The sequence below is a fragment of the Okeania sp. KiyG1 genome (genome assembly GCF_014132355.1).
Lineage (GTDB): Bacteria > Cyanobacteriota > Cyanobacteriia > Cyanobacteriales > Microcoleaceae > Okeania.
This window is the reverse complement of sequence record NZ_BLZO01000109.1, coordinates 43,234-58,092: the sequence shown is the minus strand read 5'-3', so window position 1 is coordinate 58,092 and position 14,859 is coordinate 43,234. Positions and strand designations below refer to the sequence as shown.

Below are 14,859 nucleotides of genomic sequence, written 5' to 3'. Positions count from 1 at the left end.
GGTTCTTGAGGACGCGGGGACACGGAGAGGGGGAGACACGGGGATGCGGAGACATGGAGAGGGAGAGACACGGAGACACGGGGATGCGGTGATATAAAATTCTTGATTGTAGAATTCTAATGCTTTGTCGTGCATTGTCCAGCAATGTTTGTGACAAGAAAAGTGGGAGCATCTTGCTCCCGTGCCAGGTATTCCTGTTTGCTATATACTATTTCGCTGTATACCATTACTATGCAGGACTACCCTAAGTTTCTAAGTGAAAGGATCTAAATCATTACATTCGTCCTCATCTCGATCGCTAGGAGCATACTTAGAAGGTGGGCGATCGCTACTCCAGGCCCACCAACTACAACCACACTTACAATGATAAAATTCTTGCCATTTGCGACGACTATTTTCTCCATAGACAGGGGAGCGTCGATTAATCCAAACTGCCTGTGCATCTATTGTACCTGCCCCACATTTAGGACAGGAGAACTGAAACACATGAATTGAAGATTCTGTCCATTCAGGAGGAGTTGGGCTAAATGCTTCCATGATTTATCCTGGATACCATATAAATTTTCTTATGTCAATATTGTAGCTGAAAGTTAAAAAGCATTTCCTGACGGAATGCTCCGCAAACGGCAATTCAGTGCTCAGCATTACTGCTTAGATTTATAGTCAAACCGAAAGAAAAGCAATTTCTAAGGATATTTTAACCCCTCGTATCTTAAGTAGGGGAGTGGGGGAGTGGGGGAGTAGGGGAGTAGAGGAGAATTCAATAATTGATAATTGATAATGGATAATTGATAATTACCTCTCCCTAAAAGGAAGAGGATTGAGTAAAAGGAAAAAATTTATTTTTTTCCCCTTGAAAGGGGAGGCTTTAAACCTGAACTATTTAATTATTTAATTATTTAATTATTAATTCTTCGGTAAAAAGTAAGAGTAATTAACATTAACTGGGCTATTATTAGCAAAAATGTGATTCTACCCGTTTTGATTAATTAATAACTCAAGTCTTACCCAAGTATAGGGTTACTTTTAGGAATTGGTATAAGACAAAATGTTTTTGGGGGTTGCTCAAAATCCCCGTTACAAAAACAACTTCTGTACGGGCGTTAACGATAGTTATGCTCCGCAAACGGCCGTTTGCTTGCGCATACTTCGTAACGCCCCTACTGACTTCGTTAAAATTGGTTGGGGTTTGAGTCCCCATCCACTTTTTCCTTTTTCTTCCTTATTACAGAAAATTTAGGTATAAAGTCTCTCCATTCATGGAGAAAAAAGCGGTCTAGGGATAGATGGGTTTCCTAACCATATCCAATCGACCAAGAGAAGAAAAAAAATACTTTTCACCAATCCTCTTAATTTATAAGAAGAGGTAATTCTAAATTCTAAATTCTAAATTCTAAATTCTAAATTCTTTCTTCAACCCTAATCAAATGAATCTGTTATTAAACTTTATATCTTTAATTGGAATTGTAATTCTGTGCTTTATCGCATGGTTAGGTTCAGAAAATCGCCTAATTATTCCTTGGAAAGTTATATTTTGGGGAATAGGATTACAACTATTTATTGGTTTACTCATATTTGTATTACCAACCCGCGACCTTATTGCACAAATCAATAATCTCTTAAATGCAGTACTAGATGCTTCAGAAGCAGGGGCCAGATTTTTATTTGGTGGCTCTGATTCGGCAATTGTCCCAGACCCTAATCGCATTGTTGGACCAGGCCCAGCAGCCAGATGGATAGTTAGAACCGTAGGTACTCCTTATGTAGAAATTCCAGGCGATCGCCTCACCCCGGATAATCTGAATTTAGGCTTTATTTTTGCCTTTCGTTCTCTGCCACAAATCATCTTTTTTTCTGGGTTAATTAGTCTATTATATCGACTAAATATTATTCAGCCTATCGTTCAATTGTTTGCTAAAATTTTCCAAAAAACAATGAATATTAGTGGTGCAGAATCTTTATCTGGAGCTGCAAATATCTTCGTAGGAATAGAATCAGCAATTGCCGTAAAACCATATCTAAAAGATATGACCCGCAGCGAACTTTGTACTATTTTATCTTGTTGTTTTGGTTCGATCGCCTCTTCAATATTAGGCATATATGCAATTATTCTCAGACCAACTTTTCCTGGTATTACTGGGCATTTAGTTTCAGCATCAATAATGACTATTCCTGCTTGTTTTGTACTATCGAAACTCTTGATACCAGAAACCGAGAAACCGAAAACTTTAGGTCATGTTCCATCTGAGAAAAAAAAAGAAAATGACCAATTACCAAACCCAATGGATAGTTTAATGAATGGAGGGATAGATGGAGTAAAAATGGCAGTAGGAATTGTGGCAGTAATTATTGTAATTTTGGGATTACTTGCATTAGTTAATGCCATATTTAATGGTTTAGCAAATCTACCAAGTCCCCTAGGAAATATATTTAAAATAATTACTGTACAAAATATCTTAGGAGCGATATTTTTACCCCTAACTTTTCTCACCGGAGTATCTCTAGAATGGAACGAACTTTGGCAAGTTTCAATATTAATTGGACGTAGATTATTTGAAACAAGTATCCCTCCTTATTTTACTTTGGCACAACTAAAAGCGGCCGGAGAAATTAGCGATCGTGGCTTACTAATAGTTAGTTATGTTCTTTGTGGTTTTACCCACATAGCATCCTATGGAATTTTTGTCGGTGGAATATCAAATCTCATACCATCGAGGCGATCGGAACTTTCTTCTCTTGGTTGGAAAGCTCTATGGGTTGGTACTCTTGCTACCTTAATGACAGGTTGTGTTGCTGGATTATTTGATTTTGGAGACCCTACTATTTTAGGTTTTAGGTGATAGGTTTTAGGTGGTAGGTGGTAGGTTTTAGGTGATAGGTTAATAGTTGAATATTCTGAGAAATTTAACTGATAATTTATAGCCATTGCCATTAGATATCTCCAATTTAAGTTTTAGGTTTATAGGTGGTAGGTTTTAGGTTTTAGGTGATAGGTTAATAATTGAATATTCTGAGAAATTTAACTGATAATTTATAGCCATTGCCATTAGATATCTCCAATTTAAGTTTTAGGTTTATAGGTGGTAGGTTTTAGGTGATAGGTTAATAGTTGAATATTCTGAGGAATTTAACTGATAATTTATAGGCACTGCCATTAGATATTTCCAGAAAGGAGGGAATAGAAAATAGGGAAAAATAATTGATAATTTATAGATAAAAATTGATTTTATTTTTGATTTTTACCAGATGTTTATCAGTACTCTTGACTTACAGCACTTCCCGCTGTTATCAGGTACACATCTAGCGGGCAAGATGCCCGCACTGCAATAATTTTACCATTCCAACCTGTACATTATTTGCCAGAAATATGCTGTATGTAATATTAACCTTCCTCCTTCCTTCTGCTATACAAATTTTTTTCAGATAATGTATACCTAAATCATTCTGACTATAATGATGAGAATTTACAGCAAAAAATTAATTTGGAAGTTTAAAATAGTAATTCCAAATAATTTGTCAGAAATCTAAGGATATATAAAAAATCTGAAACTTTTACTCCTGTTCCCTAAATTCAAAGATATTTTTACAACTGATAACTGATAACTGATAACTGAAATAGGATGGCTATATATATGAAAAAATGGCGCTTAATTAGTATAGGATTATTAACAGCTCTAACTTTATTTATTTTCAACTATATTGTCGGAAATTGGCATCAAATATCCTTACTTAAACCAGCCCAAGCTGAAGACATTACTAATGCATTGATCGCTTTGAGTTCTCGCTCATATAAAGATAGTAAATTTGAGATTGGAATTATAGAAGGTTATCAACAAAAAATTATTGCAGGCGTACCAGTATTTGAATCGCCAGAAGGAAATTTAGCTTATACTGTGGTAGTCAAACCTCAAGTTAATTTACAACAATTAGATAATCAAACTTTAGCGATAATTGCCATAAATGAATTTGCTAGAGGCGAAGGTTTTCAACCACAAGAATTTCAAATAATTAAACCAGGAGAAATTACTTTACCTTGGAGTGGTAGTTTAACAATAAATAATAATACACAACCGATAAGTGGAATAATTTTAGCCCGTCAGATTGATAGAAATGTATTTTTATTATTAATTAGTGCCACAGAAGCAAAAACAGAAAAAATTACCCAAGTTTTGCAAATTTTATCAAGTAGTTTAAAAGCAGTTTAATTCCAATTAAAAAAAATAATGCTGATAGCAGTCGAAGGAAAGATTAGGACAGATAGATAGCTTAAGAGGTTGTCTGAAAAGTCCTATTTGCTACATCCAAGCCCCCGCGCATCCCCCGTTCAACAAAAAGCGAAGCATCCTCTGGCTTCCCCCTTTCTAAGGGGGACGGGAGGGATTTCCAAGGGGGACGGGAGGGGGATAAAAGGGGGACTAGAGCAAGCAAATTGACTCTTGTTCCCCCCAAAGTTGGCTTGCTCGGGGGGCAAAATTCAGTATCAAAAAACTTTTTAGATACCCTCTAAAACTCAGGCAAAATTATATTTTTCCTTCTTGCTTCTTCCTTCTTCCTTCTTCTTTCTTCCTTCTTCCTTCTTCCTTCTTCCTTCTTCCTTAATTTAAAAATTATGAATACAGAAATTTCTGAAACTAGCCGCTTATTAGATATCATGCCTGCTTCTGGGCGAATGATGACAAAAATAGTTGGAAAACCAGAGCAACCTATAATTATTAAAACAACCTTTCCTTTACCTTGGAAAAATGACCGGGTAATCTATCTAAATTTTGACTTATGGATGAACTTACCCAAAGAACAACGAGATTTAATCATGTTACGAACTGTCAATTGGTTATGTGAAATTCAATGGTTTAAACCTAATTTGAATCAAGGTATTTTTGCAGTTGGTTTAATAGGAGTAATTTCCCAATTGAGCGAAGCAGATGTAGTAGGAATATTAGTTGCTGGTGGTTTAAGTACAATTGGTTTAATCAAAATTTGGCAAAATAATCATAGTACACAAACAGAATTAGCAGCAGATGAAATGGCAATTAGAGTAGCAACAAGACGAGGTTATCAAGAAGCTGAAGCAGCAAATTATTTATTACAAGGAATAGAAAATGTAGCCAAAATTGAAGGGCGTAATAATTTAAACTTTACCGAGTTAGTTAGGTGTCAAAATTTAAAAGCGATCGCTGGTTTATCTCCAGTAGGAGTACCGGAAAATGTGAGGAAAGAATAATTGTACAGCATTTCCCGTTGTTATGAGGTACACCTATCGCGGGCAAGATGCCCGCACTACAATATTTTCATCATTTACCCTGTACCTCATTTGCCCGAAATATGCTGTAAATTGTAGTGGGACCATCTTGCTCCCTGGGGAATAGGGAGTCGGAAAATACTTTGGCACTTCTTACCGAATAATTAAGGTAAAAATCCTCTCCTTGACTGCGCCGCTAGCTGTAGCTCTATAAGGAGAAACAAGAAAAATTTTTCATTATTAGTCAATCAATTCCGTTTTCTTTTGAGAGGTAATTATTAATTATTAATTATTAATTGTTGAATCCTACCTCCTCGCTCATTCCCATTTCTCCTGTCTTCCCCTCCCCTCCTGGGAGCAGGGCTAATTCTTTGTCGTAGCGAGAATATTTGCAACCCTATTTTTTTTGAGATCCTGTCCTTCCCACACTTCCCACACCTCCCACACTCCCCACCCCCTCCTCCTTTTTCTCTGACGACAATAAATTGACCCTCCCCTCCTGGGAGGGGTTAGGGGTGGGTTGTCTCCTGTCTCCTGTCTCCTGTCTCCTGTCTCCTGTCTTCCCCTCCCCTCCTGGGAGCAGGGCTAATTCTTTGTCGTAGCGAGAATATTCATAAGAAATACAAAAAATTATGCAAATATACAAATCTCTCCATCTCCCCACCTCCCCACCTCCCCACCTCCCCACCTCCCCATCCCCCCATCCCCCATCTCCCCATAAATTTTTCTAAGCGTGACAATAAATAGACCCTGCCTCCTGGGAGGGGTTTTCTCCTACCCCTACTAAAAGACTTTCCATACGCAAACCCTAATTATTAATTACTAAAAATCTAAGCGATCGCTCCGCCAATATGCTCTAACTAATTTAATTTCATTATAACTATAACGTTCTTGTAAATATTCATAAATAGGTTTCAATGCTCCATCTCCTACTTCTTCTATTGCAGCAATAATTTTTTCCTGATGTTCGGGTGTTACTAATTTATCAATATCTACTGGTTGCTCCTTTTCTATTAATTCAGCTAAATGACCAGTAACAGTACCAGAACTAATTCCTCTTTGATTAGCAATAGCATCAATACTTAATCCTTGTTTATGCAATTCTAATGTTTCTATTTGAGTAAAAGAAGGAACATTATCTACAACTTTTGCTAATTCTCGAATAGGTTCCGAATTACTAGGTAAACCATTCTCTGCACAATAATTTCTAATAGCCTCAATAAACTTTTTGCCATACTTATCTTGTTTCCGACTACCTACTCCAGAAATATTCATAAATTCATCCAAAGTTTGAGGTCGTTTCTGTGCCATTTGTTGTAATGTTGTATCTGGAAATACCACATAAGGAGGCACATTTTCTTCATCAGCAATTCGTTTCCGTAATGCCCGCAATTCTTCAAATAATCGTTGTTCATCTGCAGCTAAAGAAGTAGTAGTTTTTTCAATTTTACGTTTCTTTTCTATAGCAATTTCTACCTTTTTTCTTCGCCCCATTACATCCCAACTATTTTGATTAAGTTTCAACACTGAATAACCATCAGTTGTTTCATCCATTAAACCTTGATGCAAGAGAGATTTTGCTAAATGTTTCCATTCATCAGCACTTCTATCTTTACCAATAGCATAAGTAGAAAGTTGGTCATGTTTTTTCTCTAAAATTCTCTGATTTTTAGAACCTCTTAAAACATCAATAATATGATTCATACCAAACCGTTCCTTAGTTCTCGCTACACAGGACAAAAACTTCATTGCTTCAATAGTCCAATCTTCTATTGGTTTAGGATATTTACAATTATCGCAATTTCCACAATTTTCGGGCAAATCTTCACCAAAATAGCCTAATAAAATTCGGTGGCGACAATCAGTAGCATCAGCATAATCAAGAATTCGCCTTAACTGTTGATGAGCAATTCTTTGTTCTTGTTCATCAAGTTTTTGAGCAATTAAATATTCAATACTTTTTTATCACCATAACTAAAAATAGAGTACATTTAGCAGGTTCCCCATCTCGACCCGCTCTCCCAGTTTCCTGATAATAACCCTCAATATTTTTCGGCAGATCGTAATGAATTACAAATCTGACATCTGGCTTATTAATACCCATACCAAAAGCCACAGTTGCCACAATTACATCAATATCATCTCGGATAAATTTAGTTTGATTAATAGCTCTTTCCTCATCATCCATTCCAGCATGATAAGGTAAAGCAGATACACGATTTTGTCGTAATTGATAAGCAATTTCATCAACTTTTTTTCGACTATTACAATAGACTATTCCCGAACCACCAATTTTTCTAATTATCTGCAATGTTTCAGCAAAAGTATTTTTAGCATTAGTTTTTTGGCGGACTTCATAATATAAATTTGAACGGAAAAACTAGCAATATGAACATAAGGTTGCTGTAAATTTAATTGAGCAATAATATCTCCCCGGACTCGTTTTGTCGCCGTAGCAGTTAAAGCCATCATCGGCACATCTGGATAACTTTCTCGTAACATTTGTAACTGTCGATATTCCGGGCGAAAATCATGACCCCATTCTGAAACACAGTGAGCTTCATCTATGGCAAAAGTAGAGATACTTTGTTGAGTATTAATTAACTCTAAAAATGGTAAAAATCTCTCTGATAATAATCTCTCTGGAGCAACATATAAAAGTTTTATTTTGCCCTGCATAATATCTGTTTCTCGTTTTCGAGTTTCTGTCAGTCCAAGACTGCTATTTAAAAATGTTGCAGCAATACCATTATCTTGTAAACTTGCCACTTGGTCTTGCATCAAAGAAATCAGAGGAGATACTACTATTGTTAAGCCTGGTTTGAGTAATGCAGGTAATTGAAAACATAAAGATTTTCCCCCACCAGTAGGCATAACAATTAGCATATCTTTTTGTTGAAGTGCTGTTTCAATAATTTGTTTTGCCCTGGGCGAAATGAATCATAACCAAAGTAATTTTTAGATGTTTTTCTAAAGATGGTTGATTAAGTTTTGTTTGGTTTTGCACCGACATGAGCTATAATTAATTTAATAATTTATTATATTGTAGGTTGGGTTAAGCACCAGCGCAACCCAACAAATCAGTTATCAGTTATCAGTTATCAGTTATCAGTCAAAGTTTTGAGCCTATAAAATTTTACTTTTTACTTTTGAATTTTGAATTTTAACTTCCGTAAAACGGTACAATGCCTGCTATTGTATTTAGCAATTCCTTTAGAGATTTATAGCATTTATCATAAAAATGAGGTACATTTACGACCCCCCTAAATCCCCCTTAAAAAGGGGGACTTTGAAACCTCCCTTGCCCTTAAAAGGGGGACTTTGAAACCTCACTTTAAGCAGTTCCCCCTTACTAAGGGGGTTAGGGGATCTGGGGGTAGGGGGATCTAATCCATTTCTCAACAATTTGAGAAACGCTATATAAACGCTTTTTCAAGTATGCATTTATTCAAACTGTAATTAGTCGTAACCAAATTCCCTTAATTATTTATGACATTGAAAAGGAGGCGATCGCTCAATGGATAAATTAGATTTATATCGTCAATTAATTCAGGAATTACTAACAGCAAGAGCTAAGTTACGTTCCCCTAATGACCCCATCAAAAGTCAAACGGTTTTTGACCACGAAGGAGAACATTATCAAATGGTAAATTTAGGGTGGAGAAATAACAATACCAGAATTTATGGTTGTTCTATTCATGTCGATATTATGGATGGAAAAATCTGGGTACAACATGATGGGACTGAAAAAGCGATCGCCGACCAATTAATAGAAAAAGGAGTTCCAGCGCAGGATATTGTTTTGGCCTATCATCCACCTAAAATGATCTGATTACCTATCCTACACTTTGCTGATGCACTACTGAAAATTGGTATTATACAAGCTTTGTCTAGCAATGGTTTTAGTTGGAGTTGGCACTTCGTAACAGCTTCTCTAGAATTAGTATTAGGCCAATTTCTGGTAAAGTAGTTGAAGCTCAAATCACTATGTCATAAAAGATAAAATAATGAAATCTTTTTCAAATATACTGTTTCCCAAATTCTCCAAAATGATATTGGTTGGAGAATACTTTATAATACTGTAGTTCGGGCTTCGGAATTTGTTAAGTCTGAAAGGATTATTTTACAAGAACCAAACTGTAAACAGGTTGTTAATCATAAAGATGAAGTTTTATCAATATCTCCTGACTTAATCGTTAAACACGGTCCTTTTAAAGGGATGAAATATCCTGACCAGAAATCAGTTGGTAGTGCTTTAATCCCTAAAATTGTAGGTTCATATGAATCAGAACTTCATCAGATTATAGGCAAAATATGTAACACGGATTATAGTGAAATAGTTGATATAGGGTGTGCAGAAGGATATTATGCAGTTGGTTTAGCAATGCGAATACCTACTGCTAGAGTCTTTGCATATGATATAAAGAGTCAAGCAATAGATTTATGTAGACAAATGGCTCAAATTAACAATGTAGCTGATAGAGTAACTACTGGATCTTTCTGTGATCTAAATACCCTTAAAAGTATTCCATTTACAAAAAAAGCTCTGATTATTAGTGACTGTGAAGGATATGAAAAACAACTATTTACACAACAAGATGTTTCCTTCTTTGCGAACTGTGATTTATTAATTGAAATACATGATTTTATTGATCCTAGTATTTCCTCTACATTGCGAAAATGCTTTTCTGGTACTCATTCGATCACTGTTATTGAAAGTATAAGCCATGTTATCAAGGCAAATTGTTCTTACTGTTATGAGGAATTACAAGATTACGGATTACTCGATCGCAGACGACTATTATCAGAAGGGCGCCCAACAGTTATGAAATGGTTTTATCTCAAACCAAGTCTGTAACTTTGCGCTGGCACCAGGTTGAGGGAGCTAAAAATTATCGCGTGAATCTGATTGGCCAAGATGTGAATTGGAATCAGGAAACGAGGGAAAAACAGTTAGTTTATGTAGGATAGCCACCCTTGAAACATCGCCAACAATGTTTTTGGCTATTGTTGTCTCAAAATGATAAAGTTTTGACCCTGACAATGCCGAAAATTTGACCGTAGCAGATAGTTTAAACTGTTCCCTGTTCCCTGTTCCTTTCCTTCACTAACAGACTTTTTCAGCAAACCCTAATTAACTTTAATAATTTATTATATTGTAGGTTGGGTTAAGCGCCAGCGCAACCCAACAAATCAGTTATCAGTTATCAGTTATCAGTTATCAGTCAAAGTTTTGAGCCTATAAAATCGGGGTTGCTGATTCTGGGTATGATTTGATAATTTTGTATTTTGGATTTTGTATTTTGGATGGTTTGAACTACTTGTTAATATTAACTGTTCCCTATTTCTTATAAACCTACTTTCATACCTTAATTTAGCAATGCCATAAAATCTTACTTTTGACTTTTGAATTTTAACTTCCGTAAAACGGTACAATGCCTGCAAAAGATATTTTTCATCAGCTTGTTAGAACTGCTCTTGAGAATCAGGGTTGGAGAATAACTCACCGAATAATTAAGGTTTGAAGGCTCTCCTTTAAAGGAGAAACAAGAAAAAAATTTCCTTTTAGTCAATCCTCTCCTTGAAAAGAAGAGGTAATTATTAATTATTAATTATTAATTATTAATTATTGAAGACCCCTATCGTATTGATTTAGGATTTGTTGATTTTTAGATATATTTAGGTGCAGAAAAGTTAATTGCTGGAACAAGAGATGATGAAAAAATTGCTGTTGAAATTAAAACTTTTTTGGCAGCTTCAACAATTTCTGAGTTTCACACTGCGGTTGGAAAATTCATTACTTACGTCGTCGTACAATGGTTAGGGGCGAATGCCATTCGCCCCTACTCTTATCTTTAAATACTGAATAACACCGATGCTACCGGATTTGATATGAATTGAAAGTCTTGAACTCATCAAATCTTACAGCTGTTGGCAATATCAGGATGTTCAGCTACCAGCAACTTTTGCTTCATCTCTAATGCTTGAATGAAGTTTATAATGAAGCGATCGCCTTGCTGAAAACTGCAATTAAGGATGGTGTTGAATCTACTGCCATCTATCAACTCTTAGGAAAAGTTTATCAACAAATTGGATTGAATAGATTAGCCAGAGAACACTATCTAAAAGGTTTGGAACTAGCGAAAGCTGAGACAAATTTAGAGGGTTTGGCAATGACTCAGGCAGGATTAGCTATTACCAATGGAATTGTAGGAAATGAGAATGAGGATAAATTTCTACAGTTTTATCTTGAGGATTAATTAACTATCCTAATCTCAAACCACAATCTAAATATTCTTTCATTTTTTCTTGTAGAGGTTTTAATCTATCGCTAGGAGAGCGTAATTCAATCACAAAATCAGGACAAATAGGTGGAAACTTTTTCCTTTCATCAGGAGTTAAAGCTTCCCATTTTTCTCGTCTTACCCATGAAACATCAGGAGAGCGACTACCACCATTAGGTAAATTAAATATTGTTGAAGAGCTAAATAAAAATCCTAATTGAGTTTTTCGATTCCAAATAATAACATCAGCAATTAAATTAGCTTCTTGATTACCACTTTCTCCACCTAAAGGCGACATAATAATCAATTCTCCATTACGACTAAGTTATAATGATACCTCTGGATTAACTTTACAGAGTTGATAAAAATCTTCTTTTGTTAATGTAATTAATGGCTTTAAATCTAAAATAGTTCTCATAGTTAATTGTTATCAATTTTGTACTCTATTTTATCAAAAACTAATAAATTTACAATACTTTGTATTAATAAAATATGTAAGTATTCAGCTATTAGCAATCACCAATATTACTAAAACTAAACTGTACTGACTAATAACTGATAACTGATTAATTCTCCTGAAATATATCAATACTAATTCCTATAGCAATATGACTTGAGTTGTGAGATATTGCAAACTTTTAGGGAACAGGGAACAGGGAACAGGGAACAGGGAACAGGGAACAGGGAACAGGGAAGAAGAAAAAAACAGATTATATAAATATCAGCACTTACGCAAAGGCACTATTTATAGAGTTCAAAGACTATTGTCCAATAGTTTTGAGCGCTATATATAGCGTATCTGCCTAAGTCCTAAGTATAATAATTGCTATATTCTATACTTTTAAGGAACATCTCAATTCTCACAACTGATTCCTGATTGCTATACTTAAAAGACAATGAAGTAATAGCTGATAGCTGACTGCTGACTGCTGACTGCTTACTAAAATATTACTAAAACTAAACTGTACTGACTAATAACTGATAACTGATTAATTCTCCTGAAATATATCAATACTAATTCCTACTTAAAAGACAATGAAGTAATAGCTGATAGCTGACTGCTGACTGCTGACTGCTTACTAAAATATTACTAAAACTAAACTGTACTGACTAATAACTGATAACTGATTAATTCTCCTGAAATATATCAATACTAATTCCTACTTAAAAGACAATTAAGTAATAGCTGATAGCTGACTGCTGACTGCTGACTGCTTACTAAAATATTACTAAAACTAAACTGTACTGACTAATAACTGATAACTGATAACTGATAACTGAAATGACCTACATCACTCTCAGTTGCATTTTGCTGAAGCCAAATTTTTCCATCTTTAATATCAAAATGTAAAACGGTATAGTAAATTCGTTCTAAATCTTTCCAACCTACTCGCATAAATTGATAATGATTTCGTCTTTGGTCAAAAAATAGTTAATTTTCTACCTCTTTATTTTCAGTTGGAAATTGAGCATACTTTTCTAACAAAATTTCAATGCAGGAACGATAACTTTCTAACTTATCCATTGAATAATTTCCTCATAGTTATTTGACAAACAATCTCTAATTTGATTTTTATGATAAAAAATATTGTAAGCATTCAGCCGTCAGCCATCAGCTAATAGCTGTTTGCGCAGCATTCCGCAGGAAATGCTTACAAAATATTTTGCTCGTTACCAAATAATTAATAATTAAATAATTAAATAATTCAGGTTTAAAGCCTTCCCTTTCAAGGGGAAAAAATTATTTTTTTCTTTTATTCAATCCTCTTCCTTTTAGCTATGCTTTATAAACATCTTTCTTAACATAAAATCTAGACATTATAGACAAGTTATTTACTAGCCTTTCAAAGATTTTTGCCAGAGAAAAAGTGTATTAAAAAGTAGATTTTTTTGATAACTTAAGTAGTTTTTCCTATCTACTATGATTCTTTCTCCTTTCTCCCCTGCTCCCTACTCCCCTTCCTCCTGGGAGGGGTTAGGGTGGGTAACACAAGGTTTTCAGGAGTTCCTTGTAAGAGATAGTTTCTTTTAGAGAGAGGTAATTATCAATTATCAATTATCAATTATCAATTATTGAACCATTACCTTTTCCCTCGTAACACTTTTCCACAAAACTTAAATAATGCTTTTGAAATACTGTTTTAGAAAATTTATCACTGTGCTTTCTGATAATTTCCGGCTGAAAATATTCCTGAGAATTTTCAAATTTTTCCACCGCCTCAACCAAAGCTTTTTCTGTTTGTTCAGAAAACAATAAACCCGTTGCTGAATCTGGATATTTTCTCATATCTAAAACTGTTTCTGTCGCTCCACCAACCCCATAAGCAATAACAGGTGTTCCGCAAGCTTGTGCCTCTACTAAAGCCATACCAAAATCTTCACAAGCAGCATAAATAAAACCTTTTGCTTCTGACATATATTTAGCAACTACTTCTTCAGGTTGCCAACCAATAATTTTTACATTGGGTTTAGCAAGATGATGTAATTTATTTAATTCATCACCAGCACCAATGACTATTAATTCTCGCCCCAACTGATTAAAAGCTTTGACAATTAAAGATATTTTTTTGTAGCTCACTAATCTACAAACTGTCAGATAAAAATCTTGTTTTTGAGATTGAAAAGGAAACTTTTCCACATTTACTGGCGGATAAATCACCTCAGCTTCGCGTCGATAACAACGCCAAATTCTGCGGGCGGTATGTTGAGAATTAGCAATAAAATAATCTACTCGGTTAGCAGAAATTACATCCCATTCTCTGAGTCTATGTAAAAGATATCTGGTAAAAATACCAGGAATACCTTTACCTAATTTACTACTACTTAGATAGTCAAAAGTTAAATCCCAAGCATAACGCATTGGCGTATGACAATAACAAATATGTAGTTGATAGGGTGTAGTAATAACAGCTTTAGCCACTGCATGAGAAGAAGATAAAATTACATCATATTCTCGCAAGTCTAATTGTTCAATTGCTATTGGTAATAGAGGTAAATATTTTTGTACTCCGTTACGAGCTAAAGGCAAATGTTGTAAAAATGTTTTGCCTATTTTACGTTGATAAAGATAACTTTCAGGATTGGTTGACTCGAAATCAATTAAAGCATATAAATCTGCATTAATATGTTTGAGAATTTCCTTAACAACCAGTTCTGAACCACCAGTTGCTTTCGGTGTTAACCATTCGTGAACAAGAGCATATTTTATTTCCACAATAGACTTTTAAATATTTAAAAATAGAACAACTTTTGATTTTATAGTATTTTTTAGATCGATAAACCATATTTAATTATGTAGGGCTTGCTGATTAAATCTCAAAGCATTTGCAGATAAAG

At 34.8% G+C, this 14,859-nt stretch carries 12 protein-coding genes and 4 pseudogenes; 9 read left to right on the top strand and 7 right to left on the bottom strand.

Going from position 1 to position 14,859, the window contains the following annotated elements:
* Window positions 1-252: 252 nt before the first annotated feature.
* A complete protein-coding gene (locus tag SAGCYANO_RS25665) occupies window positions 253-537 on the bottom strand; it encodes a hypothetical protein (protein WP_202222675.1) in 285 nt (94 codons plus the stop codon).
* A gap of 890 nt (window positions 538-1,427) precedes the next feature.
* On the opposite strand from SAGCYANO_RS25665, the gene SAGCYANO_RS25660 reads away from it, so the two are divergent.
* Together SAGCYANO_RS25660 and SAGCYANO_RS25655 are read left to right on the top strand one after the other, a co-directional pair.
* The gene (locus SAGCYANO_RS25660; protein WP_202222674.1) at window positions 1,428-2,840 is read left to right on the top strand and encodes a NupC/NupG family nucleoside CNT transporter; all 1,413 of its coding nucleotides are present in this window, start codon (window positions 1,428-1,430) and stop codon (window positions 2,838-2,840) included.
* A 792-nt stretch (window positions 2,841-3,632) separates the two neighbouring features.
* Window positions 3,633-4,205, top strand: coding sequence for a hypothetical protein (locus SAGCYANO_RS25655; protein WP_202222673.1), 573 nt, complete (start codon window positions 3,633-3,635; stop codon window positions 4,203-4,205).
* Window positions 4,206-4,503: 298 nt separating this feature from the next.
* Here SAGCYANO_RS25655 and SAGCYANO_RS25650 read toward each other — a convergent pair whose 3' ends face one another.
* On the bottom strand, window positions 4,504-4,653 hold the full coding sequence (locus tag SAGCYANO_RS25650) for a hypothetical protein (RefSeq protein WP_202222672.1): 150 nt from the start codon (window positions 4,651-4,653) through the stop codon (window positions 4,504-4,506).
* Between SAGCYANO_RS25650 and SAGCYANO_RS25645 the strand changes: the two genes are divergently transcribed.
* Window positions 4,610-5,221 carry a DUF3318 domain-containing protein gene (locus SAGCYANO_RS25645; protein WP_202222671.1) on the top strand — a complete coding sequence of 204 codons (612 nt, stop codon included), beginning with the start codon at window positions 4,610-4,612 and terminating at the stop codon, window positions 5,219-5,221. The genes SAGCYANO_RS25650 and SAGCYANO_RS25645 overlap by 44 nt on opposite strands.
* Window positions 5,222-5,850: 629 nt before the next feature.
* Here the strand turns inward: SAGCYANO_RS25645 and SAGCYANO_RS48050 are convergent.
* Both SAGCYANO_RS48050 and recQ read right to left on the bottom strand, forming a co-directional pair.
* On the bottom strand, window positions 5,851-5,979 hold the full coding sequence (locus tag SAGCYANO_RS48050; RefSeq protein ID WP_255502703.1) for a hypothetical protein: 129 nt from the start codon (window positions 5,977-5,979) through the stop codon (window positions 5,851-5,853).
* 82 nt (window positions 5,980-6,061) lie between these two features.
* Window positions 6,062-8,252, bottom strand: a pseudogene (recQ, locus tag SAGCYANO_RS50645) (DNA helicase RecQ).
* 412 nt (window positions 8,253-8,664) lie between these two features.
* On the opposite strand from recQ, the pseudogene SAGCYANO_RS25635 reads away from it, so the two are divergent.
* The 6 genes and pseudogenes from SAGCYANO_RS25635 to SAGCYANO_RS25610 all read left to right on the top strand — a co-directional run.
* Window positions 8,665-8,769: pseudogene (locus tag SAGCYANO_RS25635) on the top strand (fatty-acid oxidation protein subunit alpha); the annotation flags it as partial.
* Window positions 8,757-9,071 (top strand): XisI protein, encoded by a 315-nt coding sequence (locus tag SAGCYANO_RS25630; protein ID WP_202222670.1) that lies wholly within the window; start codon window positions 8,757-8,759, stop codon window positions 9,069-9,071. The pseudogene SAGCYANO_RS25635 and the gene SAGCYANO_RS25630, both read left to right, overlap by 13 nt.
* 387 nt (window positions 9,072-9,458) lie before the next feature.
* Window positions 9,459-10,097, top strand: coding sequence for a methyltransferase domain-containing protein (locus SAGCYANO_RS25625; RefSeq protein WP_202222669.1), 639 nt, complete (start codon window positions 9,459-9,461; stop codon window positions 10,095-10,097).
* A 577-nt stretch (window positions 10,098-10,674) separates the two neighbouring features.
* Window positions 10,675-10,764, top strand: a complete 90-nt coding sequence (locus SAGCYANO_RS50640; protein WP_202222668.1) for an element excision factor XisH family protein — start codon at window positions 10,675-10,677, stop codon at window positions 10,762-10,764.
* A 148-nt stretch (window positions 10,765-10,912) separates the two neighbouring features.
* Window positions 10,913-11,098 (top strand): element excision factor XisH family protein, encoded by a 186-nt coding sequence (locus tag SAGCYANO_RS25615; protein ID WP_202222743.1) that lies wholly within the window; start codon window positions 10,913-10,915, stop codon window positions 11,096-11,098.
* A 125-nt stretch (window positions 11,099-11,223) separates the two neighbouring features.
* Window positions 11,224-11,499, top strand: a complete 276-nt coding sequence (locus SAGCYANO_RS25610; protein WP_202222667.1) for a hypothetical protein — start codon at window positions 11,224-11,226, stop codon at window positions 11,497-11,499.
* Between the two features lie 7 nt (window positions 11,500-11,506).
* Here the strand turns inward: SAGCYANO_RS25610 and SAGCYANO_RS25605 are convergent.
* The 3 genes and pseudogenes from SAGCYANO_RS25605 to SAGCYANO_RS25595 form a co-directional block, all read right to left on the bottom strand.
* Window positions 11,507-11,941: pseudogene (locus tag SAGCYANO_RS25605) on the bottom strand (Uma2 family endonuclease); the annotation flags it as partial.
* 831 nt (window positions 11,942-12,772) lie between these two features.
* Window positions 12,773-12,940: pseudogene (locus SAGCYANO_RS45630) on the bottom strand (element excision factor XisI family protein); the annotation flags it as partial.
* A gap of 642 nt (window positions 12,941-13,582) precedes the next feature.
* Window positions 13,583-14,737, bottom strand: a complete 1,155-nt coding sequence (locus tag SAGCYANO_RS25595; protein WP_202222666.1) for a glycosyltransferase — start codon at window positions 14,735-14,737, stop codon at window positions 13,583-13,585.
* Window positions 14,738-14,859 lie beyond the last annotated feature (122 nt).

Coding starts and splice junctions, on each gene's coding strand:
- SAGCYANO_RS25630 (WP_202222670.1), top strand. CDS start 8,757: ATGGATAAATTAGATTTATATCGTCAATTAATTCAGGAATTACTAACA.
- SAGCYANO_RS25645 (WP_202222671.1), top strand. CDS start 4,610: ATGAATACAGAAATTTCTGAAACTAGCCGCTTATTAGATATCATGCCT.
- SAGCYANO_RS25655 (WP_202222673.1), top strand. CDS start 3,633: ATGAAAAAATGGCGCTTAATTAGTATAGGATTATTAACAGCTCTAACT.
- SAGCYANO_RS25650 (WP_202222672.1), bottom strand. CDS start 4,653: ATGATATCTAATAAGCGGCTAGTTTCAGAAATTTCTGTATTCATAATT.
- SAGCYANO_RS25660 (WP_202222674.1), top strand. CDS start 1,428: ATGAATCTGTTATTAAACTTTATATCTTTAATTGGAATTGTAATTCTG.
- SAGCYANO_RS25665 (WP_202222675.1), bottom strand. CDS start 537: ATGGAAGCATTTAGCCCAACTCCTCCTGAATGGACAGAATCTTCAATT.
- SAGCYANO_RS50640 (WP_202222668.1), top strand. CDS start 10,675: ATGCCTGCAAAAGATATTTTTCATCAGCTTGTTAGAACTGCTCTTGAG.
- SAGCYANO_RS25625 (WP_202222669.1), top strand. CDS start 9,459: ATGAAATATCCTGACCAGAAATCAGTTGGTAGTGCTTTAATCCCTAAA.